28 protein-coding genes are annotated in these 25,379 nt (G+C 63.4%); 13 read left to right on the forward strand and 15 right to left on the reverse strand.

Features of this window, described 5'->3' with window-relative positions:
- Positions 1–123 precede the first annotated feature (123 nt).
- The 4 genes from OOZ63_RS06885 to OOZ63_RS06900 all read right to left on the reverse strand — a co-directional run bounded on the left by OOZ63_RS06885 (position 124) and on the right by OOZ63_RS06900 (position 5,604).
- A complete protein-coding gene (locus tag OOZ63_RS06885; protein WP_266004684.1) occupies positions 124–1,200 on the reverse strand; it encodes an alpha/beta hydrolase in 1,077 nt (358 codons plus the stop codon).
- A 119-nt stretch (positions 1,201–1,319) separates the two neighbouring features.
- Complete coding sequence (locus OOZ63_RS06890; protein WP_266004685.1) at positions 1,320–2,210, reverse strand: LysR substrate-binding domain-containing protein; 891 nt, start codon at positions 2,208–2,210, stop codon at positions 1,320–1,322.
- Between the two features lie 78 nt (positions 2,211–2,288).
- Complete coding sequence (locus tag OOZ63_RS06895; protein ID WP_266004686.1) at positions 2,289–4,640, reverse strand: sodium:solute symporter; 2,352 nt, start codon at positions 4,638–4,640, stop codon at positions 2,289–2,291.
- 103 nt (positions 4,641–4,743) lie between these two features.
- Positions 4,744–5,604, reverse strand: coding sequence for an HpcH/HpaI aldolase/citrate lyase family protein (locus OOZ63_RS06900; protein WP_266004687.1), 861 nt, complete (start codon positions 5,602–5,604; stop codon positions 4,744–4,746).
- A 139-nt stretch (positions 5,605–5,743) separates the two neighbouring features.
- On the opposite strand from OOZ63_RS06900, the gene OOZ63_RS06905 reads away from it, so the two are divergent.
- A complete protein-coding gene (locus tag OOZ63_RS06905; RefSeq protein ID WP_266004688.1) occupies positions 5,744–6,475 on the forward strand; it encodes a glutathione S-transferase in 732 nt (243 codons plus the stop codon).
- Between the two features lie 12 nt (positions 6,476–6,487).
- Here OOZ63_RS06905 and OOZ63_RS06910 read toward each other — a convergent pair whose 3' ends face one another.
- Positions 6,488–6,838 (reverse strand): antibiotic biosynthesis monooxygenase, encoded by a 351-nt coding sequence (locus tag OOZ63_RS06910; protein WP_266004689.1) that lies wholly within the window; start codon positions 6,836–6,838, stop codon positions 6,488–6,490.
- Between the two features lie 132 nt (positions 6,839–6,970).
- Here OOZ63_RS06910 and soxR point away from each other — a divergent pair, with 132 nt between their 5' ends.
- Entirely contained in the window at positions 6,971–7,444 is a 474-nt protein-coding gene (gene soxR / locus OOZ63_RS06915) for a redox-sensitive transcriptional activator SoxR (protein WP_266004690.1), read from the forward strand.
- Between the two features lie 12 nt (positions 7,445–7,456).
- Here soxR and OOZ63_RS06920 read toward each other — a convergent pair whose 3' ends face one another.
- Positions 7,457–8,077 (reverse strand): hypothetical protein, encoded by a 621-nt coding sequence (locus OOZ63_RS06920; RefSeq protein WP_266004727.1) that lies wholly within the window; start codon positions 8,075–8,077, stop codon positions 7,457–7,459.
- Between the two features lie 12 nt (positions 8,078–8,089).
- Here OOZ63_RS06920 and OOZ63_RS06925 point away from each other — a divergent pair, with 12 nt between their 5' ends.
- The 8 genes from OOZ63_RS06925 (at position 8,090) to OOZ63_RS06960 (ending at position 14,904) form a co-directional block, all read left to right on the forward strand.
- On the forward strand, positions 8,090–8,308 hold the full coding sequence (locus OOZ63_RS06925) for a TOBE domain-containing protein (protein ID WP_266004691.1): 219 nt from the start codon (positions 8,090–8,092) through the stop codon (positions 8,306–8,308).
- A gap of 16 nt (positions 8,309–8,324) precedes the next feature.
- A complete protein-coding gene (locus OOZ63_RS06930; protein ID WP_266004692.1) occupies positions 8,325–8,918 on the forward strand; it encodes an RBBP9/YdeN family alpha/beta hydrolase in 594 nt (197 codons plus the stop codon).
- A 203-nt stretch (positions 8,919–9,121) separates the two neighbouring features.
- Positions 9,122–9,958, forward strand: coding sequence for a sulfate ABC transporter permease subunit CysT (gene cysT, locus OOZ63_RS06935; protein WP_323055726.1), 837 nt, complete (start codon positions 9,122–9,124; stop codon positions 9,956–9,958).
- Positions 9,958–10,851 (forward strand): sulfate ABC transporter permease subunit CysW, encoded by an 894-nt coding sequence (gene cysW, locus OOZ63_RS06940; protein ID WP_266004693.1) that lies wholly within the window; start codon positions 9,958–9,960, stop codon positions 10,849–10,851. Before cysT ends, cysW begins: the two co-directional genes overlap by 1 nt.
- Entirely contained in the window at positions 10,848–11,828 is a 981-nt protein-coding gene (locus tag OOZ63_RS06945; protein ID WP_266004694.1) for a sulfate/molybdate ABC transporter ATP-binding protein, read from the forward strand. Before cysW ends, OOZ63_RS06945 begins: the two co-directional genes overlap by 4 nt.
- Entirely contained in the window at positions 11,825–12,754 is a 930-nt protein-coding gene (locus OOZ63_RS06950) for a CysB family HTH-type transcriptional regulator (RefSeq protein WP_266004695.1), read from the forward strand. The genes OOZ63_RS06945 and OOZ63_RS06950 overlap by 4 nt, the downstream gene beginning before the upstream one ends.
- Positions 12,755–12,843: 89 nt before the next feature.
- Positions 12,844–13,788 (forward strand): CysB family HTH-type transcriptional regulator, encoded by a 945-nt coding sequence (locus tag OOZ63_RS06955; protein ID WP_266004696.1) that lies wholly within the window; start codon positions 12,844–12,846, stop codon positions 13,786–13,788.
- 105 nt (positions 13,789–13,893) lie between these two features.
- Complete coding sequence (locus tag OOZ63_RS06960) at positions 13,894–14,904, forward strand: sulfate ABC transporter substrate-binding protein (RefSeq protein WP_266004697.1); 1,011 nt, start codon at positions 13,894–13,896, stop codon at positions 14,902–14,904.
- A 109-nt stretch (positions 14,905–15,013) separates the two neighbouring features.
- Here OOZ63_RS06960 and OOZ63_RS06965 read toward each other — a convergent pair whose 3' ends face one another.
- The 6 genes from OOZ63_RS06965 to OOZ63_RS06990 are packed head-to-tail and all read right to left on the reverse strand — an operon-like array spanning position 15,014 to position 21,069.
- Positions 15,014–17,539 carry a putative bifunctional diguanylate cyclase/phosphodiesterase gene (locus OOZ63_RS06965; RefSeq protein ID WP_266004698.1) on the reverse strand — a complete coding sequence of 842 codons (2,526 nt, stop codon included), beginning with the start codon at positions 17,537–17,539 and terminating at the stop codon, positions 15,014–15,016.
- A gap of 52 nt (positions 17,540–17,591) precedes the next feature.
- Positions 17,592–18,146, reverse strand: a complete 555-nt coding sequence (locus tag OOZ63_RS06970) for a 2OG-Fe(II) oxygenase (RefSeq protein WP_266004699.1) — start codon at positions 18,144–18,146, stop codon at positions 17,592–17,594.
- Entirely contained in the window at positions 18,140–18,508 is a 369-nt protein-coding gene (locus OOZ63_RS06975; protein WP_266004700.1) for a hypothetical protein, read from the reverse strand. The genes OOZ63_RS06970 and OOZ63_RS06975 overlap by 7 nt, the downstream gene beginning before the upstream one ends.
- Positions 18,505–19,056 (reverse strand): RNA 2'-phosphotransferase, encoded by a 552-nt coding sequence (locus OOZ63_RS06980; protein WP_266004701.1) that lies wholly within the window; start codon positions 19,054–19,056, stop codon positions 18,505–18,507. Before OOZ63_RS06980 ends, OOZ63_RS06975 begins: the two co-directional genes overlap by 4 nt.
- A gap of 35 nt (positions 19,057–19,091) precedes the next feature.
- Positions 19,092–20,024 (reverse strand): sugar kinase, encoded by a 933-nt coding sequence (locus OOZ63_RS06985; RefSeq protein WP_266004702.1) that lies wholly within the window; start codon positions 20,022–20,024, stop codon positions 19,092–19,094.
- Positions 20,008–21,069: an SPFH domain-containing protein gene (locus OOZ63_RS06990; protein WP_266004703.1), complete on the reverse strand. Its 1,062-nt coding sequence runs from the start codon at positions 21,067–21,069 to the stop codon at positions 20,008–20,010. The genes OOZ63_RS06985 and OOZ63_RS06990 overlap by 17 nt, the downstream gene beginning before the upstream one ends.
- Before the next feature lie 115 nt (positions 21,070–21,184).
- Here OOZ63_RS06990 and OOZ63_RS06995 point away from each other — a divergent pair, with 115 nt between their 5' ends.
- The gene (locus OOZ63_RS06995) at positions 21,185–21,931 is read left to right on the forward strand and encodes an NUDIX hydrolase (protein ID WP_266004729.1); all 747 of its coding nucleotides are present in this window, start codon (positions 21,185–21,187) and stop codon (positions 21,929–21,931) included.
- Positions 21,932–22,588: 657 nt separating this feature from the next.
- Here the strand turns inward: OOZ63_RS06995 and OOZ63_RS07000 are convergent.
- On the reverse strand, positions 22,589–23,629 hold the full coding sequence (locus OOZ63_RS07000; RefSeq protein WP_266004704.1) for a GSU2403 family nucleotidyltransferase fold protein: 1,041 nt from the start codon (positions 23,627–23,629) through the stop codon (positions 22,589–22,591).
- Positions 23,630–23,788: 159 nt separating this feature from the next.
- Between OOZ63_RS07000 and OOZ63_RS07005 the strand changes: the two genes are divergently transcribed.
- Together OOZ63_RS07005 and OOZ63_RS07010 are read left to right on the forward strand one after the other, a co-directional pair.
- Positions 23,789–23,944: a hypothetical protein gene (locus OOZ63_RS07005; protein ID WP_266004705.1), complete on the forward strand. Its 156-nt coding sequence runs from the start codon at positions 23,789–23,791 to the stop codon at positions 23,942–23,944.
- 273 nt (positions 23,945–24,217) lie between these two features.
- Positions 24,218–24,421, forward strand: a complete 204-nt coding sequence (locus OOZ63_RS07010) for a hypothetical protein (RefSeq protein ID WP_266004706.1) — start codon at positions 24,218–24,220, stop codon at positions 24,419–24,421.
- Positions 24,422–24,675: 254 nt separating this feature from the next.
- Here OOZ63_RS07010 and OOZ63_RS07015 read toward each other — a convergent pair whose 3' ends face one another.
- Positions 24,676–25,032, reverse strand: coding sequence for a DUF705 domain-containing protein (locus OOZ63_RS07015; protein ID WP_266004707.1), 357 nt, complete (start codon positions 25,030–25,032; stop codon positions 24,676–24,678).
- Positions 25,029–25,379: hypothetical protein (locus OOZ63_RS07020; RefSeq protein ID WP_266004708.1), on the reverse strand; the 351-nt coding region annotated here is incomplete at its 5' end. The genes OOZ63_RS07015 and OOZ63_RS07020, both read right to left, overlap by 4 nt.

Below are 25,379 nucleotides of genomic sequence, written 5' to 3' on the forward strand. Positions count from 1 at the left end.
GCGCCGACCGTCCCGAGCTGGGGACGCCCGCAGTCTCAGTGATGCGGAAGCAAAGAAAAACTACGCTGCGCTATGTTCAGCCAGTAGTGTTTATTGCTTGCCGCGCCCCGAGCGGGCGCGCGCTCACTCGGGCTTACGCATGGTCTTGAATATGTAGGGCAGGCCTTCGCGCAGCGCCGGTTGCCAGATCGGCCAGTCGTGCTCGCCATCAACAATGCGCAGCTGGGCCTTGATGCTGCCGATGCGTGAAACCCGGTTGAACAGCAGATGCGCCTCCATGTCGATGTCATTGAGCGCCTCGGCCGGATTTGGCTCCTTGTACTCGTCGTCGCCGGCAGCGATGAACATCTGCAGCGCCATGTTCTTCGCGGCAAAGCCCGGCAGTAAGGCCGGGTAGGTCTTGGACCGATAGATCTCATCGACAAACAGGGTGTCGCCGCTGCCGAAAGCCCCGAACTCGCGCGTGCTCGATCCTGCCGGCGGCAGCGGCGTGTAGACGGCAGGGCTCATCACAATGCTGCCGCTGAACAGCTCGGGGTAGACCAGCGCATAGCGCAGTGCACCGTAAGCCCCCATCGAATAGCCCGCCAGAGCTCGCGCTTCGCGGTGCTGGATGGTGCGATAGTTCGCATCGATATAGGGCAGGAGCTCGTTGATAATGCCGGTCTCGACCTTGGCGCCGGGCAGCTTTGCATTGCTGTAGGCAGAGTCGACGTAGTAGCCGCCGCGGTCGCTGGACGGGGCGTCCGGCATGATCCCGATGAAGGCCGGAATGGTACCGGCGGCGATCAACTCGTCGAACATGGCCTGGTTGCGGCCCCAGGCTGACAGGCTGTCGCCGCGGCCGTGCAGCATGTAGACGACCGGGTAGCGAAGCCCCGAACCGGCATAGCCAGCAGGCAGATAGACCTTGACGTAGCGCGTGCCGCCGAGCACCGCGGAGGCGAAGCTGATCTCGGTGATCGAACTGGCTGAGGGGCCGGGCGGCGGCGGGGCTGGTGGAGGTGTCGCGGCCTGTGCGTCTCCTCCGCCGCAGGCCGATAGACTCAAGCCACTGAGCACGACCGCGCCGATACCTCCGGCGCCGCGCAACAAGCCACGCCGGCTCATTGCGGCAGGCTCGCCGGGCCACGGCCCGGGGCAATCGAGCGAGGACATCGCAGGGGCTTCGACCTTCGGGTCGGTAGACGTGTTCTTCATGTTGTCTCCTGTTAGGAGAGGCAGAGTCTGGGTGCGGTCACGTCGCCCAGGAAGTAGATGCGGCTACGTTCACACGACAGCTTTCTTTTCGTCCTGGTGGCTGCCAGCGCTACAGCGACTCAGCAGCCCGCGCCCTGGTGCGTGTGCATCGCCGCGCGGGCTTCCTGCAGAAATGCAGTGACGAGGCGGATGCGTATCGTCGAGCGCGACCAGACGATACCGATGCGGCGCGGCTCGAAGGCCCGCGGCAGAGGAATGCGCACCAGTTGCAGCCCCTCGGGCCAGGGGCGCGCCCAGTCCGGTACCAGCGAGACACCGAGGCCGCGATCGACCATAACTGCGATTGCGTTCAGCGCGTTAAGCTCAAAACGCTCTCGCGGCACGATGCCGGCCAGGCGCAGGTACTGGTCGGCCTGCCGTCCACCCCATTGCTGGCGGTCGTAGCGGATCAGCGGCTGGCTGGCCAGTAGCTCGTGAGGGTCCCGACCTGCCATGCAGGCCGGCGCCAGCACCACCAGCGGCTCTTCGCGCAGCAGCTCCCAATCGCATGTCTTGGGCAGGATGAAGGGGGCTTGCAGCACGATGGCAGCATCGAGTTCGCCGCTCTCGACGCAGCGATGCAGCTCGGGCGAGTAGCCTGGCTTGATGAAGACCTTGATGCGCGGAAACTTCTCCACCATGCGCGCCAGGATGTCGGGCAGCATGCCCGTCAGCGCATTGGTGCCGGCACCCAGACGCAACTCGCCGGCGGTCGCGTCGTCATTGGCGACAGCGCCGAGATCGGCAACATCGCGCAGCAAGTCGCGTGCGCGCTGCAAAATCCGCGAGCCCGGCTCGGTGACACTGACGGTGCGTCCGGCTCGGGCGATCAACGGCGCACCGATCTCGCGCTCAAGTGTGCGGATCTGTTGGGCCACGGCGGCCGGCGTGATGTTCAGCACCCGCGCGGCGGCCGCCATCGACCCATGGTCGACCACGGCAACAAAGGTGTTCAGGAATTGCGTGTCCACGGGTCTCGCCTCAAGATCGCCGAGGCTACACCAGCACCAGCTCCCCAGACGTTGCGATTCGCACGACTGTCGGGCGACTCAGGCCTGGTCCGCATAAATCGTCAGGCCCTTCAGCGAGCGCGTCGGCGCCGGGAACAGCAAGCTGGCCAGATAGCCGATGACGATGCACAGCAGAATCGAGATCGCCAGGTAGAAATAGGGATGGACCAGCTCCATTGACCAGGCCATCGTGGTCAAGACGATGCTGGATCCGATCCCTATGGCCACCCCCTGCGAGTTGGCTCGTCGCGTGAACATGCCCAGGGTGTAGGCGCCAGCGAAGCCGCCGCCGAGCAGCCCCGCTAATTCGATCGAGACATCGAACAACGAGTGGATGTCGTAGCGCGACAGCACAAGCGCGACGCCGATGCCGGCCAAGCCGACGGCCACCGTGATGATCTCGGCGAACAGCACACTTTTCTTGGGTGTCGGGTTCTTGGCAAGCTTCTCGTAGAAGTCGACCGAGGCCAGCGTTGCCACACTGTTGATGATGCTGGACAACGTCGACATTGCCGCGGCAAAGATGCCGGCAATGATCAAGCCGGTGACACCTACCGGCAGCTCGGCGGCAATGAACAGCGGAAAAGTCGCGTCGATCGACAGCATCGGGTTCATCCGCTCGGGGTTGGCCCGGTAGTAAACGAACAGTGCCGTGCCGATCGAATAGAAGACGAACCCACCCGGAATCATGATGGCGGCGAAAGCCCAGATCGACCGGCCTGCCTCCTTGTCTGACTTTGTCGACAAGGTGCGCTGCATCAGCACCTGATCTTTTGGGAAGGTCAGCACGACATCGAACAGCACCAGGAAGATGAAACCCCAGACCGTGGCCTTGGTCAGATCGAAGCTGAAGTCGAATAACTTGGTCTTATCCTCGATCATCGCCACTTGCCAGAACTCTTCGAAACCGCCATTGAGCTGGTAGATGATGAAGCCGATCGCGAAGATCGCACCACCCATCATCGCGAAGACCTGTACGAAGTCGGTCCAAACCACCGCCTTCATTCCGCCCAGCGCGGTGTAGGCAATTGTGAAGCCGCCCATGATCAGGATGCTCCAAACCACGTCCAGACCAGTGATTGTTGCGATCGCCAATGCTGGCAGAAACAGCACCACGCTCATCCGGCTACCCACCTGCATGAGGATGCACAGCGCGCTGGCTAACATCCGGATGGCCGGATGAAAGCGTGTCTCAAGGTAATGGAAAACCGACATCAGATCGAGCCGGCGCAGCAAGGGAACGATCCAGACGGCGACAAACATCAGACCGACGACGGCGATCAAGTTGTTGGTCAGATATTGCCAGTTGGTCTCGAAAGCCTTGGCCGGAATCGCGATGAAGCTGATCGAGCTGGTATTGGTCGCATACAGGCTGACGCCAGCAGCCCAGAACGGAATGCTTCGGCCGCCGACAAAGAAGTCCGAAGTTGAGTTGCGCTTCTCGCGAAGATAGAAGTACAGCCCGATGCCAAGCATCGCTGCCAGATAGACCGCGATCACAAGCCAGTCCAGCCAGCGCAGCAGATGTTTGCCCGCCTGAATCTCGGCGAATAGAAACTCGCCGCGCGCCGCATGGGCACCGGGCTGCCACCAGACCAGTCCGTTCTTCCAGGCGGTGCTCAGCGGCGCCTCCTCGCCCACAACTCTGACGGACGGGGTCGACAGCCTGGCCCAGGACCCGGTGATGGTCTGGAAGCTCATCAAGCGCGGCGGCCCGTCGGGCCGCGCGGGATCGGCCAGCAAATAAAGCACATGGGCCTGGCCGATGGCGCGGCCGGCGCCGCTGAGCACTCGGCCCGGCACCGTACCGCGCTCGGTCCAACCCTGGTCGCTCGACCAGCGCAGCAGGCGCGTCGCTCCCCCATGATCGACAACACTGAGGAAGAGGGCCGCAGTCTGAGCGACAAGGGAGGTGGGCTGCCCGGTGCCGGGCCAGTCGGCCAGGCGCGCCCAGGCCGTGTTGCCGGGTTTGTACTGGAGCCAGCGAGCCTGGCCATCGGCCTGGCGGCCGACCAAATAGAGCACCTCGTTGAGCACGGCGATGCGCGCGCTCACCAGCGGCACAGGCAGCGGCGGAAGCTGTGCAGTCTGCAGACGCCCTTGCGTCAGACTCAAGCGCTCGACATAGGCTGGCCGTTCGGGCTGACGACCGGCACGAAGCACAAAGGTATGGGCCTCGGCTCCTGCGCTACCGACAATGGCGCCGCCGGACGGCGCATCGAGCGGCTGCCAACTCTGAGCATCAGGTGCCAGCAACCAGGCTTTGCCCGCCCCCAGCGCCAGCGGCCGCCCCTCGATGCTCAGCAGGGCGTCGACAGGGGCGGCCAGCGCCGGGAGCCGGCTCTCGAGCACGGTTGCCAGGCTCTCGCCCGCCTGAGCCAGCATAGGCATGGCGAGCAACAGGAGCCAACGAGCGAGCAAAAGTACGGGCCGTGTCGCAATGGAGAAAAGAGTCATTCGGCGGAGAGCCCAGAACGGAGTGGGAAGCGCAGCGTCAGCGCGCGGAGAAGCGAGCCGCGGCAATGAGTCGCTGGGCACGCTTGAGGAATGGCGGGTCGATCATGCGGCCGTCGACGAGAAAGGCGCCGCGCCCAAGCGCCGCCGCCGTTTCGGCCGCCTCGACCACGCGCTGCGCGTGCGCCAGCTCGGCGCTGCCGGGCTGGAAGACTTCGTTGGCGGCCGCGATCTGGCTCGGGTGGATGCAGCTCTTGCCGACAAAGCCCAGACGATGGGCCATCTGCGCCTCGGCTAGAAAGCCGGCCGCATCCTGTAAATCGGCAAAAGCACCGTCACAGGCCATCACGCCGCCCTCGGCTGCCGCCAGGCTCAGCGCGAGCATCACCGCATGGACGGCGGCCCGGTCGCTGCGGGCGATGCCAAAGGGCTCGAATAAATCGCCCAGTCCCAGTTGCAGCCCGGCCACGCGGGGATGGGCCGAGGCGATCTCAGCGGCATGGCGCAGCGCTCGCGGTGTTTCGATATTGGCCAGTAGCGCGAGCGGCTGCGCGATGCCGCGGGCGGCCTCGACGTCAGCCAGCGCTGCTGCGGCCGCCCGGATGTCGGCCGCCGACTCGGGCTTGGGCAGATTGACCATTGACAGACCCGGTCGCAGCAGGGCCTGCAGATCGGCATCGAAGTGCGGCGAATCGAGCGAATTGACACGCACGATGATGCACTTTTCTGAGGCGCGCAGCGCTGCCGAGTCTAGAAAGGCGGCCACCAAGGCACGCGCCTCGGCCTTGCGAGCCTCGGGCACCGAGTCTTCCAGATCGATCGAGATGGCATCCGCCTGGCTGGCAAGAGCCTTGTCGAACAGCTCGGGGCGAATACCGGGAACAAACAGTTTGCTTCGCATGGGGCATTTCAGGTTGCCCGCAGTATCAGCGCGTTAGGACGCAGGAAAAATTGCGCTGCGACACTTTCAGAAGATGCTTTTTGTACGCTCCGGCGCAATGCTGTCGGGCCCGACTCCGCCCCACGCTACAGTCCCCGCCATGGCATATGAACTCCACTACTGGCCGACCATTCAGGGTCGCGGCGAATTTGTGCGGCTGGCGCTTGAGGCGGCCGGTGCGGTCTATATCGATGTCGCCCGCGGATCGGAGGATGCGGGCCAGGGTCTGCCGGCGATGCTGCAGCATCTGCAGGAAGCACGCCAGCCGCATCCGCCCTTTGCACCGCCCTTTCTGAAGGACGGCAACTTCATCATCGGCCAGACCTCGGCCATCCTGCACTACCTTGGCAGCGAGCTGAAGCTATTGCCGCGCAGCGAGCAGCTGCGGGCGTGGACCCAGCAGATCCAGCTGACCATCGCCGATATGGTGACCGAGGCGCACGACTCCCACCATCCGCTGGGCCCCGACCTGTACTACGAGGACCAGAAGCCCGAGGCGCTGCGGCGCGCCCAGGCCTTCTGCAAAACCCGCCTGCCCAAGTTCCTGAGCTGGTTTGAGGCCATCGTCCAGCGCAATCCGGCCGGCACGCGCCACCTGGTCGGCGGAAAGCTGAGCTATGCGGATCTGTCGCTGTTCCAGCTGCTCGAAGGCCTGCGTTACGCCTATCCAAAAGCCACGGCCCGTGTGCTGGTCTCTACGCCTGGCGTCGTCACTCTGCACGATCGCGTCGCCGCGCTGCCCAAGGTCGCGGCCTATCTGCGCAGCGAGCGCCGCATCCCGTTCAGCGAGCAGGGTATCTTCCGCTGCTATCCAGAGCTCGACGCCGGCTAGGCCGGTGGTCCACTATCCGTCGACCTCGGCCCGACGGTAGTCGCCCAGTTCAGCCCTGACCCCCAGCGCCTGCATGAAGGCCGCCGGCTCAAAGCCCTCGTGCCGGTAGCGCTGCCGCATATGGGTCTTGGCCGCGCTCATGTGCGCGGCGCTGGCCCATTCCACCAAAGTCAGCACATGCAAGACATCGGCGGCGCTGTCCGGCTCCTGGATCAACACCAGATGCTGTTCGCAGCCGGGCAAGGCACTGAGCTCGGCATCGACCCGCTCGACCTGCTTCAGGAAGCTGCTCAGCGCAGACGAGGGCACGATGAATTTGTCGACGCGATAGCGCGAGTCGGTGGAAGTAGTGGCATGGGACATGGCAGACCTCAGTCGTGATCCGGCCCGAGCCCGCGCGGACATCGCGCGGCGCCGAACAGGAGCAGAGCAAAGTGTCAGACCTCAAGTAATGTTAAGGTCAAGAAGAATCCACGACAAATGAAAGGACAAGCGATGGCAATCGCCTTGGAGTCCGCCGGTATAGCGCCGACGCTGTCGGTCGGTGAGGTGGCGCGGCGCAGCGGCGTGGCGGTCTCGACGCTGCATTTCTACGAGACCAAGGGCCTGATCAGCAGCAGCCGCAGCGAGGGCAATCAGCGCCGCTATGCGCGTGAAGTGCTGCGCCGCGTCGCCTTCATCCGCGTGGCACAGCGAGTCGGCATCGGGCTGGCCGAGATCGGTACTGCGCTGGCCGCGCTGCCGCCCAAGGCGGCGCCCAGCCGCGCTGACTGGACCCGGCTGTCGGCCAACTGGCGCGGCGAGCTGGACGAACGCATCGCCCAGCTCAAGAAGCTGCGTGACACGCTGGACGACTGCATCGGCTGCGGATGCCTGTCTATCGACCGCTGCCGGCTGCGCAATCCGCACGACCAGCTCGGCGACGAGGGATCGGGGCCGCAGCGGCTGTTAGTCAAGCGCTCGCGCTAAGACGGTGGCGCTTTAGCAGCCTTTGACGGCCCCCACGCCCCTCAGAAAACCGCGCCGCACCGCACCCGCAGCGATGGCGGCCGCGACCTTGCGGGACTGGCGCTCGGCGCCGCTGAGTTTGCGCACCCAGCCGCGAAATGGCACCACGCCCTCGGCGGTGCGCCTCAGCGCGCCCAGGGCGGCATCACCGGCCGCATCGCTGCCGCGTTCGATCAAGCTGGGATTGCCGGGCTGTGGTGGCGCGTCCAGATCGGGGCCCAAGGCCTCGTCGAGAGCACGCAGTTCTTCAGCCACTGCGGCACAGACCTGCTCGCTCGGAGGCAGCGCGTAAGGTGTTTTCAGGGCTTGGCTCAGCACGGCCGGGATCTGCGCGCTTAGTAGATTCAGATCGTTCAGCGGCGCGCTCACCGCCTGCACCGCATCCGGCTGTTTGGAGGCGGCGCAGGCGCTCAGCAAGGCGGAAATAAGGGCAAGGGGCAGGATCGAAAGAGGGGGTCTGTTTGTCATGGGCATTGTGGCAACGGATCTTACGACGCTGGCGCCACGCATATCTGTTTCCTGCATGTCCTGCTGCGCCAGCTTTCGTTTGCCGCGCCAGGGCGGGGCCCTAAGCTCGCGCTTCACCATCGTCATCAAGGATCCGCCATGAGCATCAGCGCCATCAATGTCCGCAACCAGTTCCGCGGCACGATCAAGGAAGTCATCGAGGGCCCGGTGGTCTCGGAGGTCGACGTGCTGACGCCATCGGGCCTGATCGTCACCTCGGTCATCACGACCCGCTCGGTCAAGGAGCTGGGTCTGGTGCCGGGCAAGGAAGTGGTGGCCCTGGTCAAGTCGACCGAGGTCTCGATCGCAACCCTGTAGGCTGCCGGAGGCCACCATGGTCGCGCTCTACCGTCCGCCGCGCCTGCTGATCATCCCCGGCCTGCATGACAGCGGGCCCGCGCATTGGCAGACCTGGCTGCAGCAGCAATACCGCGATGCGCGCCGCGTCGTGCAGCGCGACTTCAGCAGCCCCAATCTGCAGCGCTGGGCCGAGCGCATCGGCGCCAGCCTGGATAGCGCCGGCCCCGGGGAGTGGATTGCGGTGGCCCACAGCTTCGGCACGCTGGCGCTAGCCCGGCATCTGGCCGACAACCCCTATTCACCTATCCGCCAGGCCCTGCTGGTGGCCCCGGCCGAGCCAGACAAGTTTGGTCTGGCTGAGTCGCTGCCGCAGCACCGGCTGGGCCGGCCCATGACGCTGATCGCCAGCGACAACGACCCTTGGATGACCGCAGCCAGCGCGCAGCGCTGGGCCACGCGATGGGGTGCCGGATACACCAAGCTCGGCCCGGTCGGTCATATCAACACCGAGTCCGGTTTTGGGCCATTCCCGCTGGCCCGGCGCTGGGTCGAGTCGGCGCGCGCCCGTGCCGCACGCGAACAGCGAGCCCTGCATGCTGCGTTCGGCGAGTGGTCTTTCGCGAACTGATCCATGACTGGGAGCAACGCAGTTTTCCTGGATTGCTTATTCCAGATAAACAAATACCAAAACTGTCGTTCCGCGAATGAGCGCTTCTTGGCACTCTTTGGATCTTCGCACTCAGACCTTAGTGTCGCAACAGCATCGCCGTGCTCACTCCGTCCTTCAACTCACCGCCACTCGATCCTGCATCGGCACGCCTGGCCCCAAGAGTGCCCAGACCGCGCCGGACTCTGCCGGGCTTTGCCCCGACCCTGGGCTTCACCGTCTTCTATCTGTCGCTGATCGTCCTGATCCCGTTGTCGGCGGTCTTCATTAAGGCTGGCGGCCATGGTTTCGAGGCCTTCTGGGCGGCGGCCACTGCGCCGCGTGTCGTAGCCTCCTACAAGCTCAGCTTCGGCACCTCACTGCTGGCGGCGCTGATCAATCTGGTGTTCGGTCTGATCTTGGCCTGGTCCCTGGTGCGCTACGAGTTCCCCGGAAAGAAACTCGTGGACGCGCTGGTCGATCTGCCCTTCGCGCTGCCTACCGCCGTGGCCGGCATCGCGCTGACTGCGCTCTATGCCGGCAACGGCTGGATCGGTTCGCTGCTGGCGCCCTACGGCATCAAGGTGGCCTTCACGCCGCTGGGCATCCTGATTGCGCTGATATTCATCGGCCTACCTTTTGTCGTTCGCACGGTACAACCAGTTCTGGAGGACATGGAGGCGGAGCTGGAAGAGGCAGCGGCGGCGCTGGGCGCTCATCGCTGGCAGACCTTTCGCCTGGTGATCCTACCGATGCTCCTACCGGCCCTGCTGACCGGCTTTGCGCTGGCCTTTGCTCGCGCCGTAGGCGAGTACGGCTCGGTGATCTTCATCGCCGGAAATATCCCCATGGTCAGCGAGATCACGCCGCTGATGATCATCGCCAAGCTCGAGCAATACGACTATGTGGGCGCGACCTCGATCGCCGCCGTGATGCTCATCTTCTCCTTTGTGCTGCTGCTGGCCATCAACGGCCTGCAAGCCTGGAGCTCGCGTCGCAACGGACAACAAGGAAAACGCTGATGGCCGGCGCCGCTACATCGACCCTGACCGTGTCTCGCAAGCCCGGCGGTCTCTATCAAAGCAATCCCGCCACCCGCGAGGCGCCCTGGGTGCGGCGCACCCTTCTGACCCTGGGTCTGGGCTTCTTCCTGCTGTTCCTGGTACTGCCGCTGATGACGGTGTTCATCGAGGCGTTACGCAAGGGCTGGGAGGTCTACTTCGCCGCGCTGCTGGAGCCCGATGCGGCCTCGGCCATCTGGCTAACGCTGACGGCGGCGGCGATCTCGCTGCCGCTGAACCTGGTGTTCGGCGTCAGCGCGGCCTGGGCGATTGCCAAGCACGACTTCCGCGGCAAGCAGCTGCTGATCACCTTGATCGACCTGCCCTTCTCGGTGTCGCCGGTGGTAGCCGGCCTGGTCTTCGTGCTGCTGTTCGGCGCCCAGGGCTGGTTCGGTCCCTGTTTGCAGGGCCATGATGTGAAGATCATCTTCGCGGTGCCGGGCATCGTGCTGGCCACTGTGTTCGTGACCTTCCCCTTCATCGCCCGCGAGCTGATCCCACTGATGCAGGCTCAGGGCCGCGACGAGGAAGAGGCCGCAACGGTGCTGGGCGCCTCGGGCTGGCAGACCTTCTGGCGCGTCACGCTGCCCAATATCAAATGGGGCCTGCTCTACGGCGTGATCCTGTGCAATGCGCGAGCGATGGGCGAGTTCGGTGCGGTCTCGGTGGTCTCGGGCCATATCCGCGGCTACACCAACACGCTGCCGCTGCATGTGGAGATCCTCTACAACGAATACCAGTTCGCCGCCGCCTTCGCGGTCGCCTCGCTGCTGGCCCTGCTGGCCCTGCTGACCCTGGTCATCAAACAAATCGTCGAGTGGAAAGCCCACTCCCAAGTCAAGGAAGCGCCATGAGCATCCAGGTCCGCAATATCCACAAATCCTTCGGAAGCTTCACCGCGCTGGGCGATGTCTCGCTCGACTTTCCGACCGGCGAGCTGGTCGCGCTCTTGGGCCCCTCGGGCTGCGGAAAGACCACCCTGCTGCGTATCATCGCCGGCCTGGAGACGGCCGACCGGGGCCAGGTTCTGCTGGAGGGCGAGGACGCCTCCGACACCCATGTGCGCGAGCGCCAGGTCGGTTTCGTGTTCCAGCACTACGCGCTGTTCCGCCATATGACGGTGTTCGACAACGTCGCCTTCGGCCTGCGCGTCAAGCCGCGCAAGCAGCGTCCCAGCGAGAGCGAGATCAAGAAGAAGGTGCATGAGCTGCTGAACCTGGTGCAGTTGGACTGGCTGGCCGACCGCTACCCGCCGCAGCTTAGCGGCGGCCAGCGCCAACGCATCGCCTTGGCCCGAGCACTGGCCGTAGAGCCGCGCGTACTACTGCTGGACGAGCCCTTCGGAGCGCTCGATGCCAAGGTGCGCAAGGAGCTGCGCCGCTGGCTGCGCCGGCTGCACGACGATCTGCACATCACCAGCATCTTCGTCACCCATGACCAGGAGGAGGCGCTCGAGGTGGCCGACCGGGTGGTGCTGATGGACCATGGCAAGGTCGAGCAGGTCGGCACGCCCGCCGAGGTCTCTGAGCGCCCGGCCACGCCTTTTGTCTACGGTTTTCTCGGCACCACCAACCGCTTCGAGGTCGAGGGCAGGCCGGCCTTCGTGCGGCCGCATCAACTGCAAGTCCATACCCAGCCGGGTGGCGAGGGCTGGTCGGCCCAGGTCTCTCGGGTCCTCAGCTTTGGCGTGGCCAGCCGTATCGAGCTGGTCGGTGCCGACGGCCAACATCTTGAGGCCGAGCTGGTGCGCGAGCAGGCCGAGGCTCTCAACCTGCAGCCAGGCCAGCAAGTACGCTTGACGGCTTCCAGCCTGAGCGCCTTCGAATCATGAACTTCCAGCAACTGCGCATCATCCGCGAAGCGGTCCAGCAAAACTTCAACCTCACCGACGTGGCCGAGGCGCTGTTCACCTCGCAGTCGGGCGTCAGCAAGCACATCAAGGACCTGGAGGACGAGCTGGGCGTGGCACTGTTCGTACGCCACGGCAAGCGATTGCTGGGCCTGACCGCGCCCGGCAAGGAGCTGGCCGTGATCGTCGAACGTATGCTGCTGGACGCCAAGAACATCAAGCGCCTGGCCGAGCAGTTCGCCGATGCCGATGTCGGCCAGTTGAGCATCGCTACCACCCACACCCAGGCTCGCTATGCACTGCCCCAGGTGGTGGCGCGCTTCAAGGCCGCCTATCCCAAGGTCCATCTGGTGCTGCACCAGGGCAGCCCGGCCGAGATCGTCGCGCTGCTGGAGTCGGGCGAGGCCGACATCGGCATCGCCACCGAGGCGCTGGGCAAGAACAATGCCTTCGTCACCTTCCCCTTCTACGACTGGCACCACGCGGTGGTCGTGCCGCAAGGGCATGCGCTGGCACAGGTGAGCGGGCAAGACCTGAGTCTTGAGCAGGTCGCGGAGCACCCGCTGATCACCTACCACCAGGGCTATACCGGCCGCGAACGCATCGACGCGACCTTTGCCGCCGCCGGGCTCGCGCCCGACCTGGTGATGTCAGCGCTCGATGCCGATGTGATCAAGACCTATGTCCAGGTGGGGCTGGGCGTAGGCATCGTCGCGGCGATGGCCTTTGAGCCACAACGCGACCAGGGGCTGCAGTTGCTCGATGCCTCCCATCTCTTCGAGGCCAACACCACGCACATCGCGCTCAAGCGCGGCCACTACCTGCGGGGCTATGCCTATCGCTTCCTGCAGGAATGCGTGGCCGACCTCAGCGAGGACGCGGTGCGCGCCGCGCTGAGCGGGGACTAAGCGGTGTTCATATCCTTAGCGGAATAAGTTGGAGGACAAGCAGCGCGGGACTCTCAATAATGAAAAGCAAATAACGAGAACCTCTTGCCGTGAATTTCCAACAACTCCGATCCGTCCGCGAGGCCCAGCGCCGCAGCTTCAACCTGACCGAGGTGGCGCAGGCTCTGCACACCTCGCAACCCGGCGTCAGCCGCCAGATCCGCGAGCTGGAGGACGAGCTGGGCATTGACCTCTTCGTGCGTGCCGGCAAGCGTCTGACCGGTCTGACCGAGCCGGGCCGCCAGGTCATGCCCATCGTCGAGCGCCTGCTGCACGAGGCAGAGAACCTGCGACGCGCAGGTGACGATTTCGCCCGCGCCGGCAGCGGAGCGCTGCGCATCGCTGCGACCCATAGCCAGGCCCGCTATGCGCTGCCGCCAGTGGTGCGTGACTTCCGCGCCGCCCACCCCGATGTGATGCTGCATATGCAGCAGGGCTCGCCGGAGCAGGTGGCCAAGCTGCTGCTGGACGGAGAGGCCGACGTCGGCATTGCCACCGAGGCCCTGGCCCAGTTCGACGAGCTGGTGGCCTTGCCCTGCTATCGCTGGACCCACACCATCGTAACGCCGCCGGACCACGCGCTGGCCCGCGAAGCTTCTGAGGGTCAGGTCTTGACGCTGGAGCGCCTGGCCAAGTTCCCAATCATCACCTACGAGACCGGGTATACCGGCCGCTCGCACATCGACGACGCCTTCCGCGCCGCCGGTCTGGATATCGATGTGGTGCTGGTGGCCATGGATGCCGACGTAATAAAGACCTATGTGGACCTGGGCCTGGGCGTTGGCATCGTCGCGGCAATCGCCTACGACGAGGAGCGTGACCGCCACCTCGCTGCCATCGACGGCCGCCATCTGTTTGCCGACAACATGACTCGGCTGGCGGTGCGCCGCGATGCCTATCTGCGCGACTATGTCTATGCCTTCATTTCGACCTTTGCCGCACCGCTGACGCGGGCCGCTGTCGAACACGCGCGCCAGGGCCAACTCGCGGCCTGAGCGCCTGCCCTGCAAAGCAAAGCAACTCTTCTTCGTTCACAAGCGCGCAGGCGCTCTCTAAAGTCAAGTCTCCCCGCCAAACCTCAAATCAAGAAGGCCCATGCCGTGAACGCCATCCGACGCACCCTGTCCCTGCTCACCCTCAGTGCCCTGCTTGGCACCGCGGCCCAGGCACAGACCACCCTGCTCAACGTCTCTTACGATCCGACCCGCGAGCTCTACCAGGACTTCAACGCTGCCTTCATCAAGCATTGGAAGGCAAAGAGCGGCGAGAGCCTGACGGTCAAGCAATCGCATGGCGGCTCTGGCAAGCAGGCCCGCTCGGTGATCGATGGCCTGGAGGCCGATGTCGTGACGCTGGCCCTGGCCTATGACGTCGATGCGCTGCACGACAACGCCAAGCTGATCCCGGTTGACTGGCAAAAGCGCCTGCCGCAGAACGCCAGCCCCTACACCTCGACCATCGTGTTCCTGGTGCGCAAGGGCAATCCGAAAGTGATCAAAGACTGGAACGATCTGGCTCGCCCCGGCGTCGAGGTCGTGACCCCAAATCCCAAGACCTCGGGCGGTGCCCGCTGGAACTATCTTGCCGCCTGGGGCTATGCGCTAGCCCAGCCGGGCGGAAATGCCGACAAGGCCAAGGACCTGGTCAAGCGCATCTACACAAACACCAAGGTGCTGGACTCCGGCGCGCGCGGCTCGCTGACCAGCTTCACCGAGCGCGGCATCGGCGATGTGCTGATCTCGTGGGAGAACGAGGCATTCCTCGCAGTCAAGGAACTCGGCCCGGACAAGTTCCAGATCGTTACGCCCAGCCTGTCCATCCTGGCAGAGCCGCCAGTCGCGGTGGTAGACAAGGTGGTCGACAAGCGCGGCACCCGCAAGCAGGCCCAGGCCTATCTGGAGTATCTGTACAGCCCCGAGGGTCAGGAGATCGCCGGCAAGCACTATTACCGCCCGCGCGACCCCAAGATCGCCGCCAAGTTCAGCAGCCAGTTCGCCCAGGTCAAGCTGATCACTGTCGACGAGGTGTTCGGTGGCTGGCGCACGGCCCAAAAGACCCACTTCGCCGACGGCGGCGTTTTCGACCAGATCTACACGCCGGGCGGTCGCTGACAAGACCTGCCGCCTACATCAATTGTCTCCTCGATAGGCAGAGTCTTATCGACCTCAACCCCGGCGCGCTATGGCGCGCCGGGGTCTCACTCAGCACTCTTGCATGCCGCTAATGCACACGAGCCTGTAGCCAGGAGATCAACGCCTGTTCCGGCATCGGGTGTGCACCGAACCAGCCCTGCGCCGTGTCACAGCCGAGCTCGTGCAGCAGGTCCCACTCCTCGGTGGTCTCCGCGCCCTCTCCGACGGTGGCAAGGCCGAGATTCTTGCCCAGGTCAATCGCGGCCTTGAGTAGGGTTAGCGTCGTGCTGGAACTCGCTGCCCCGCGCACAAAGCTCCGATCTATCTTCAACTCCGATACGGGCAGCATATGCAGGTAGGCCAGCGACGATTGCCCCGTGCCGAAGTCGTCGATCGACCATTCGAAACCCAGCGCATTGATCGCACGCATCCGGTCGATCACTGTGGCCGGATCTTTCATGACCGCACCTTCTGTTAGCTCCAGGCGTATGTCTTCGGCGCGGGCGCGCGTTGTCTGCAGAAGGCTGGACAGGATGCCGGGGAAGCCGCTGGCACCGACATCATGCACCGACACATTGACGGCGATCTGAGAGACAAGCCCCGCGTCACGCAGCTGCGCGGAAAGCCGCATCGCCCGCCGCAACACCCACTCGGTGATCCCTCTGATGTTGCCGGTGCTCTCGGCGAAAGGAATGAACTCTGCCGGCGGCACCAGGCCTCGGGTGGGATGGTTCCAGCGTATCAATGACTCGAAGCTAGTGACTGCGTTGTCGGCCAATCGGAACTTGGGCTGCAACAGCAACGAGAACTCTCCTTCTTGAGCAGCGCGCTTAAGTTCGGAGATAAGTGACAGTTGCCGGAGATCTGCCCTGATGAGGCTGGGTTCATAGACCGTCCATCCGGCATCATTGCGCCGACCCTCGTGCAGGGCGATCTCGGCATGATTCATGAGCTTGTGCATTGAGAGTCCGTGCGCGGGGCAGTGGGCGACACCCCAGGCTGCACTGATGTCTACCCACTGCCCGGCAACCTCTAGTGGCTTGGCGAACATGTCTGCGGCAATACCGCCGAGCAGACTGATGTCGCCACGCTCGCCGGCCAGCACCAGCGCGTACTGGTCTGCGTACACACGACCGGCGAGGGCATGGTCGAAGCGGATACAGGCCTCGCCCAGACGATCGGCGACCGCCTGCAGCACAGCGTCGCCAATCTCCCGGCCCAGCGCCTCATTGATCGCGTTGAATCGCCGAACGTTCAGCATCGCCACCATTGGCTTGAGCCCGCGCGCGATCCAGGCGTCGCCTACTGTGATCAGCCGTTCACGATTACCCAGTCCCGTTAGCCGGTCGCGTTGCGCGGCTTCGACAGCCCGTGCACTGTCGTCGGTTTGGAACTTCGCGGCGACCCGCCGCACCGCAGCAATCTCTTGCTTTTTCTCCTGTTCCAGGCGTCGATAGCGGTCCATCAGCCGATAGGCCTGCTCCCATTGGCCTTGTGCTGCGGCCAGCTCGGCGGCCATCCACCAGAAGCGTGGCGCTAGTGTCCGGTCGCTGCGGGGCATGGCTTGCGCCATGGCCATGGCCTCGCTCATCGCGGCGGCCGCCTGCGCGCCTCGTCCTTCGGCCTGGTGGTGCATGGCTCGGGCCATAACCAGCAGGCAGCGGAGATCATCGCTGTGCTGATCGGACGGCGTGAGCTCCAAAAAATCGAGATAGGCACGGGCCTGTGGTGCCTGCCCCAGGCGGGAAAAAGTCTCTGCGCCGAGTGCATGGAAGTGCGCCACAGTCGGTCCGTCGAGCTCCGCGATCTGGTCTGGAAAGGACCAGACGCGCAGCAGCGGCAGGATCTTTTCAACATCACCGGCCGATGCATAGATCTCTGCCAGGATGGCAACGGCACTGAAGCGAACCCAACCGCCCAGATCGTTACTTGCCAGCGACTGCTCAAGATAATGGCGAGCCTGCAGCTCATCGCCCGCCAGGAAGAAGGCGATGCCGAGATTACTGATGGCCGCTGAACGTATGGCGCCGTGGTCTATCTCGTTGGCAAGTTGCAGCATGCGGCAGGCTTGCTGCATATAAGCCGCCGGCTTGCCGTCAGCCTGGTACAGCAGCAGCGACGTACCCATCGCCGCATGCTGTTCCAGCGGGTCCTCCAGGCGATTAATTTCGGCGCTCAGTTGCTCGTAGGCAGCAAGGGCAGCCGCCGTGTCGCCGCCAAAATTGGCGACTCCGAGTGCGAAGCTTCTGGCGATCAGGTAGCCCGAGCGGTCGCCGAGGACCAACATGCGGTCCGCAAGCTCCGTGTAGCGATGGGCGGCGCGCGCAGAAAGCGGCTCATGCCGCAGCAGCAGCAGGCGCATCCTCAGCGCCAGACGTTCATCGCCGGCCGCGTGCGCGAGATGACGCTCCGCCAGTGCGGCTGCGGCGCCCCGCGATCCGAAACGAGCGAGCCAGACATCTCTGAATGCTCCAGTATGTGCGTTCGGGTAGGCCGGCAAAGAAGACTGTGACACTGCTTGCCTCGGGATCAGCGCTACGGCACCACATTCTATGTTCTCGACAATAAGCACCATATCGACTTCATTTGAAGCTGCGGGCTGGCGCACGGCCATCGATCAGCCCGACGACAATACGCCTGACCTGGCTTGTGAGCTGATGAAGCGATCAGTCATCTGCTCCCTCGGACATGACATCTGAGCGAAGGACATATTTGGTTCCGGAGATCACTTCTGCTCCCTCATGCGATTGGTCATGATCGAAAACCAAGGCCATACCGCGTTCCGGCACAACCTCTGTCCAGCGGAACCTTGTTCCCCCACCTTGGTAGCCATCGTTCAAATAGATCATGAACGTCAGAATGCTGCGGTGGCCATGGCTGTTGCTTACCGGCCCGTCCGCGTGCCACCTGAACCGCTGCCCCGGCACATAGCGGTAGTACCTCAAGCGCGGATTCAGTCCGACCAACCGCCGACCCATCATGCGTTCCGGCAGAACTGGTCCAACTCGTTTCCACAAGTTCGCGGCAAGTTCGTCTTCTTGGACGATGGCTCGATCATTGTTTCGCACCCGAAGATCAACCACGCCCTCGCCGCCACGCTCAATTCCGGCGGACTCGAAGCCGAGCGCTTCTGCCTGAGCGATCTGCGCCTCGCATTCCTCGCCCGACAGGAAGTCGCGAACGACATAGACCCCTATCCCGATCATTTCGAACTTCAGCATGATTCGTGTCGCTCCCAGATGGAAAACGTGTGGATGAGCTCTATCAGGCCCTCAATCGCGTCGTTCATCGCTTCGAGATCTTCGGCAGGAATCCACCACTCGGTATGGCGCGCAGCTCCCACGACGCGCGTCGGGTATTGGTCCATAAAGTCCTTGCGCACATGAAAGCGCGTGACAAAGCCGGCTCCACTGCTCGGGACGTTCCAGTCACGAGCAATCTCGATGGCGTATTGCTCGTTGGTCACGGGGTAGAAGATCGGTTGGTCGGGCAGGCGGGGCGGCCAGCGACGCCAGCCGCTACTCACCACCAACTCCAACTCCATCGGCCCCGTGGGTCGGTACAGCGTGATCGTCTCGCTCATGGCTCCACCTGCAGGAACTCGGCGGGAACGCCATCGACCAACCAGACGCCGTTGGCGGAACAACGGAACTCGTGGCCCAGCTCGGCCATCCGACGTGTGTCGATACGCAGCACCACGGGCGCGCCATAGCGCTGACCGACGGACACCGCAGTCTGCCGATCCTGCGTTAGGTGCACATGGTGACGGGCGCGACGTTCCAGACCGAAGCGCAGGATCGTTTCGCTGAATCGGGAGGCCGTGCCATGGAACAGCACGTCGGACGGTGTCACCGCCGGCAGACCCAGGTCGACCTCTATGGAGTGCCCTTGATTGGCACGGATGGACTGGCCATCCTCGCTAAAGGCAAAGCGCTTCATGTCGCTGGTCGCGACGACTTCATCCAGCACATCGCGCGAGATGGGCCGCCCGGCAGCCGCCGCCTTGCGGAGCAGTTCATCGACAGGCGTCCAGCCGGCCTCGTCCAGCTCCAGGCCGGGGCGCTGTGGCTCGTGCCGAAGCACAAGGCTGAGAAATTTGCTGATCGACGTCAGCTCGGCTTTCGTATTCATGGTTCTTTCTTTGCGCATTCGATACCCAGTGCCAGTCACATGACCAGGCACCCTTGCGTATCCGCCACCGTCACCATCACTTCGACCCCTGCTGTGAAGCGCAGGAAATCCGCCTCCATGCCGTCCGAGAAGATGACGCCGTTCTCAGGCATGCGCGAGCGCAGGCTCAGGGGCCTGCCCTTGGTCACCTGGCCATACACCAGCGTTGCCTGCGCGCGCTTCATCGGAAACGGCTCCCGGACTGCAAATGTCAGCCGATCGCTATCCCAGTCCATCGGCTTGTACTCGCCGCTTCCTCGGCCACCGGTCGCTGCCGCAAGGGCCTGCGATCCGGTCATCACACTCTTCAACCACGCGGTCGATCCTAGCCCCGTCGAAACGATGACGCCCGAGGAGGACTGCTGCTCACGACTGTCTCCGATAGCAATGTCATACAGGGCCGAGGTGTGGCTGCGCGGACCAATGAAGAGGTCGTTGACCGCTCTCAATGTCTGCCCATCCGACAAGCGCGCCTGAGCCATGGTGACAGCCTTGGTCGGGCGACGTCCGTGCGCGACGTCGACGAGCAACGCATCGACGTGGCTCGGCTCAAACGGCAGCAGCAGTCCATCCCAACGGCTGGGCTCCGGGTTGATGCCCACCAGGGGCTGGCCCTCCAGATACTTCATCGTATTGGCGACCAGGCCGTCTTGCCCTAGAGCCACCACGATGTCGTCCGGCGCGAACACGTAGTTCGGCAGATGTGCCCGATCCAACACCTGGTGCCGTCCCCAGCCTCTGAGTGCCTCGCTCACCAGACCCAGGCTCTTGCCGTAGGCCATGTTCTCCTCGACATAGTCGGTGAAGTCCGCCCCAAGATGCTCGATGTAGAAGCGCGCCTGAGCCAGCGTGTGGTACTTGGCCACCAACTCTTCCAGCCGCGTCTTGCGCGTCACCAGCACGACCTTGCGTTCAGCGGCTGAGCTCACGATTGCTCCTGGGTGCCTCGTCCGCGGCTGCCGTGTTGTGGCCCAGCAGTACCTGCAGCAGCTCCGGCGCCATATTGAACTGGCCGATCCGCTCGGCGTTCTCGGCAATGCCGCCAAAGGCCTGCGCGATCAGCTGGGCCGGCTGCATGCCGACCGCTGCCAGCGCTTGCACTATGCGCGGGTCAGTGTGGCTCAATGCTGCCATGACACTGGAGACACGGTGCGCTTCGGCTTCGGCCAAGGTGCGGCTGTTGCTGGCCTGCCCAGCGACAAAGGCCTTGCGGCTTTCCTCCAGTTCCACGTCGGAGCTCATCTGCTCGGCTCGCAATGCGTTGTCCTTGCGCATGAGCGCGGCCTTGGCCTCTAGCTTGGTCTCGCTGATTTCGCGCCGCTTCTGCTCGACGGCGACCTCGGTGTCCAGCTCGTTCTGCCGGATGGCGCGTTCCTTCTCTACGGCTGACATGCGCCGCGCGTAGACGGCATCGTCGGCCGCGCGAAGGTTGGATTCGCGTGCTTCGGCTTCCAGGGCGCGAGCGATGTCCGGTGTGGGCTTCACGCTGAGGATCGAGATACCGAGAATTTCCAGGCCGAGCGCTTCGATTTCAGGCTGTACGCCCAGCTCGCGTTGCGCAGTGCGTGCAATCAAAGCAGACGAGCGCAGCGCTTGCTTGAGGTCGAGAGCCTGGACAGCCTGCTGGACGATCACCTCGGCCTGCTGCGCCACGCGGTCCGCCAAACGAATCGGGTCTTCGGAGGCGTAGGTCTTCCCATCAGGGCGCAAGGAGAAGTCCATCATCGCCGCGGTCCGCTGCGGCGCATTGATGCGATAGGTCACCTGGCCCTGCACGGTCACGCTTTGAAAGTCCGCCGTGACCAGGTCGAGCATGAAGGGGCGGTCATGACTTGCGACGGGCACTGCCACCAAGGTCGTGGCGGGTGCGTAGTAGAAGAACGACAGGCCGGCGCCTTGGCGCGCCAGCTTGCCTCCTCGGAACTGCATCAGGTGAGTGGTCGGTTGAGACTTGATGAATCGAATGCCGAACATGAATTCCTCCTTGGCTGGTTATTAGTTGTTCAGTACATCTTGCATAAGATGTACAGTACAACCAACATTCATGAGCGTCAAGAGGTTTCATGCCATGGCGGCCAAGACACCACAGATGAAGAAGGCGAGCGCAACACCTGCTCCGCGGTCGCAGGCGATCGACTTCCCTCGTCCGTACACGACAGTGGATGTGGTCATCTTCACCGTTCTGGACGATGCCCTAGAGGTCCTGCTGGTACAGCGCCCCTCTGGCACGATGGAGCCTTGCCCTGGTCAATGGGCGCTGCCTGGCGGCTTCGTCAACGTTGACCTGGACGTGGACCTGATGGCGTGCGCTCGCCGCAAGCTGCTGGAGAAGACGGCCGTGAGCAGCCCCTATCTGGAGCAGCTTGGAAGTTGGGGCAGTGCAACCCGCGACCCACGCGGTTGGTCGGCCACTCACGCCTATTTCGCCCTGATTCCTACGCAAGACATCCAGCTGGCCAAGGGCGCCAATGCCGCCGACGTCGCCTGGTTCAAGGTGGACGATCTGCTGAAGAGGCCCCGGCTGGCCTTCGATCACAGCGAGATACTGCAGACTGCGGTGGAACGGCTTCGGAGCAAAGTGGAATACACGTCCTTGCCGGCCTTCCTCCTGGCAGAACCTTTCACGCTGCCGCAGCTCCAGAAGACGTACGAAGTCGTGCTCGGCCGCGCCGTGGACAAGAGCGGCTTCCGGACTCGCATGATCGCAGCCGATTTCCTGGAAGAGGTCGGTTTCGTTGAAAGCTCGTCGAATCGACCGCCGATGGGCTATCGCCTCAAGGATCGCTCGGCGCCCGTCTTCTTCCCGCGTACCTTCAGCCCACGCGGCGGGGACTGAGGCCCGCAATGTCCATTGAGCTTTCACGACCGCGAACTGCTTGCAGACGAAATCCACGCGGCCCAGCCTAATCTGTTCTTCTCGGTGCACGCCCTTCAAGCCATCGGAGCCGCCATTGAGGAGATGGAAGTCGTCCTGAACATCTTGCTGGTCTTCTACAGCGCGATGAAGATGAACGACACGGCCTGGCCGGTCATCTCTGAAGAAGTCCAGGATCGGGGCCTTGAGCGCATCACTGCACGTGCGCGGTTCATCGAGGGGCTCTCGCCGCGCAAGCAGGAGCGCGCAACCGCCGATTCATTCGCCCGCCACACTCAGCCGCAGCTGCTTGCCTACGTGTTTGGCAAGCTCACAGAGCACGGACTCAACACGGTCAAGACCGAGGCCGAGAAGATGATCCTGCTGGTGGATATGCAGTTGCTGGTCTGGCTGGCATCACCCTGCTTGGGCTCGTCATATCCGTCTATGACAAGCAGATCTCGGCTTGGATCGAACGGCAGGATCAGATCACCAAGGAATCGGCTGAGGCCTACCGCCAGGCGCGCACGAAGGCTGAGGCAGAGCAAGCAGAGCGGGACCGGACGCGGGAGATCGCCGATCAGGAGATGGACAGACTGGCTGCCGAGCGCCTGCGTCGAGAGCTCGCGTAGCGCCCGCCTACTTCCCTTGTTCGGTCGCTGTGGCCAGGCTCTCACCGACCCTAGGCCACGTTCTGTTCAAGGCATCCAAGCCAACGTCCAAGGCCTTGCGCCAAGCCGGTCCGCGTGCACGTGTCGAGGCGATCATCTCGATGATGGCGTCGGGATCGCGCTGCACGAAGTAGTCGATCAGTGCCGCAGCCTGCGCGATGTCCTTCTTGGTCTTTGATCGGCTGTCCCCGGTCCGTTCGGCGGCCACGAGGAGCTTGCCCACGGCATAGGCGGCTGGCGCTGGCAGGTTGACGACGATGGCCGAAGTACCGCCTAGCAGGGCCGCGGGAATGGGAGCTTCAAGCGCCAGCTCCATGAAACGCAGCGGCTGCAGCGTCACGTTCAGCGCCCGGCATTCGACCGGCTCGTCACTGGTGCGCGTCCGGGAGGTCAGCCAGTCCAGATCGAAGTCCGGCTCGTCCGGCTTGACGTACCGTGTTCCAGAGTTCACCGGCACAAAGCCCATCTGCAGGGACTCGATCGCGGAGTGGGCATCGACGCGAGCGTCCGGCGCCACTGCCAATGAGAGGTTTCTGCCCGCGTGGGCGAAGTCCCGGTCGACTGTCTGGCCAGGATCACCCCAGAGCACGCCCAGCACGTTCTGGTAGGCCAGGAAGGCATGTGTTCCGACCACAAGGGCGCCGGCTGAGAACACGCCGTGATCGGCGAGGCGCTTCAGCACGCGGAAATGCTTCGGCGCCACGGTGTAGCAGCCCAAGGCTGCAGCCGCGTTGGCCAACTTGCGCAAGTGCGCCTGGTTCGCAACCACCGTCTCGTCGTGAGCGGCTTCGATGAGCGCGCGGGTTGCCTCGTCATCCGGACCGACATAGATCTGCTCGAGGCCGGCCGGGCCCTTGCGCTGGTAGTAGTGGTACCGCTTGCCGTGGATCAGCTTCGACGCGAAGCCGCCTGGAAGGTCGGCGGGCGATCGATTGAGCTGCGCCATCCGGGCTGCGGAGAGCACGGAGGAGTAGGCGGCCTGCGCTGCCAGGCTGTTGTCGACGAACATGCTTTTATACTACCTTTTCTAGCGAGGTAGTACATCAATTTCTGACCAGGGTGTTAGAAGTCCGTCAAAGCCGACGGGACTGCATCAGACGACCTCCAAGACTGCGCTGCGGTCGTTGTTGCCACATTGCTGCTCCTGGTCGCAGGCCGAGGTGCGGTCGTGCACGCCGGATTCCCCAGTCCAGCCGAGGACCTGGGCGCGAAGAGGATCGACCTGACCGCCTGGCTGGTCAAGCACCCACTGACCCGCTGCGCAGCGGCCAGGTCGGACGAGGCTAAAGATCTGGGCGCGAAGCTGAGCTGGGCCGCACCCTAGCAATTCAAGCCCGCACAGACGCGCGACCCGCACCAGCCGGCCCCGCTTGTTTACGACATTTGCGCATGAACGGTAGCAGCGGAGGATGCCGCAACAAATTACAGTCTATGTTTACGACTTTATTGACCTGTTTACGACTCTAATTGTCGAGAACAGCAGTTGTTCCTGGCAATTAAAGTCGTAAACGCGTGCCTCGCCTCGGCGCGGCTTTGCAAGGATGTGATCGGTTTCACCGCCGAACCAAAGTCGTAAACAACAACCAGAATCCTTGCGGTGGCCGAACTCGAAGAAAAGACCGAAGGCCTGGCGATGAGCCATGACACCTTCAGCCGCAACACGAGGAATCAGCTCAAGCAGGTGTTTGATGCGCTGCGCGAGCTGATGACACCGCCCGACCCGCCCAAGCGGCCTACTGGGTTCGTCACGCATGAGGACAAGGACAGCAAGAAGGCCTCAGGGGTAAGAGCTAAGATTTAACCTCGGCGCCCTCAACCAGACACCCTAAAGCAACAGCAATGAATGACTCCACTTACTCGCGGGTCAAGGCCAAGTGCCTTGGTTGTTCATTGCATTTCGTGTTGTGCACATGGCACCCTCAGCGGCACAGCGCCAAGTCGCTCTACTGCCCAGAGTGTGGGCAACATGAGGGCCAGTTCCTTGTATGGATTGAGCGCGTATTCGGAGTCGTCGGCCAGGAAGTCCCCGGTGACGCGACACCGCATACAGGCTGATCAGTTTTGCTTTGCCCTTATCTCGCCCCAATACTGATCGGGGCTGCACTCCTCGATCGACAGCGGGTGCATCTCTAAGCACAAACGCCAGTCAGCGACTGACTGATCGTCGATCATCACGTTCGGCTTCGGAAGAAACGCTTGGAACGACTGCTCAATTCCAAGCTCCACAGCGCTTTGTCGCGCGTACTCGCCTCCCCCCGAACTCCAACAATAGAGCACAGCTCCAGCAGCCTTCAATTGCCGAACGTGCTCGACAACTCGGGTCATCGGAATGCGCTTCGAGCCAACGCTCCGAACAAGGGTGTCGTCCACATCAACATAGACAACCAGCGGAACGGCAATGGCAGCGGTCACGGTTGAATCTGTAGGTTGCGCATTGGCACTCGCGGTCGGGTTAACGGCGCCGTCCAGGGTTGAATTGGTGCGGGTTTACCGCAAAGCATACCAGCGATGTATCGATGATTGCCATCAACGATGACATTACCGTCCACGTGAATCGGTGGAATGGGCATACCGGCTTCAATGTCACTGACCCAACTCTGTACTGCACTAGCAGAGACGGTGGGCTGAAGAGTGTTGGCGATCACTGAAAACTGACCCACCTGCAAGGGCGGTGATCGCGCAAATCTGACCCACGTATCGACACTGACCTGCTCAAGGCTGAGCGGGGAATCAGGAGTGATCAACGTGGGCATGTTGGC

Origin of the sequence: Paucibacter sp. PLA-PC-4 (genome assembly GCF_026241155.1) — a bacterium.
Lineage (GTDB): Bacteria > Pseudomonadota > Gammaproteobacteria > Burkholderiales > Burkholderiaceae_C > Roseateles_E.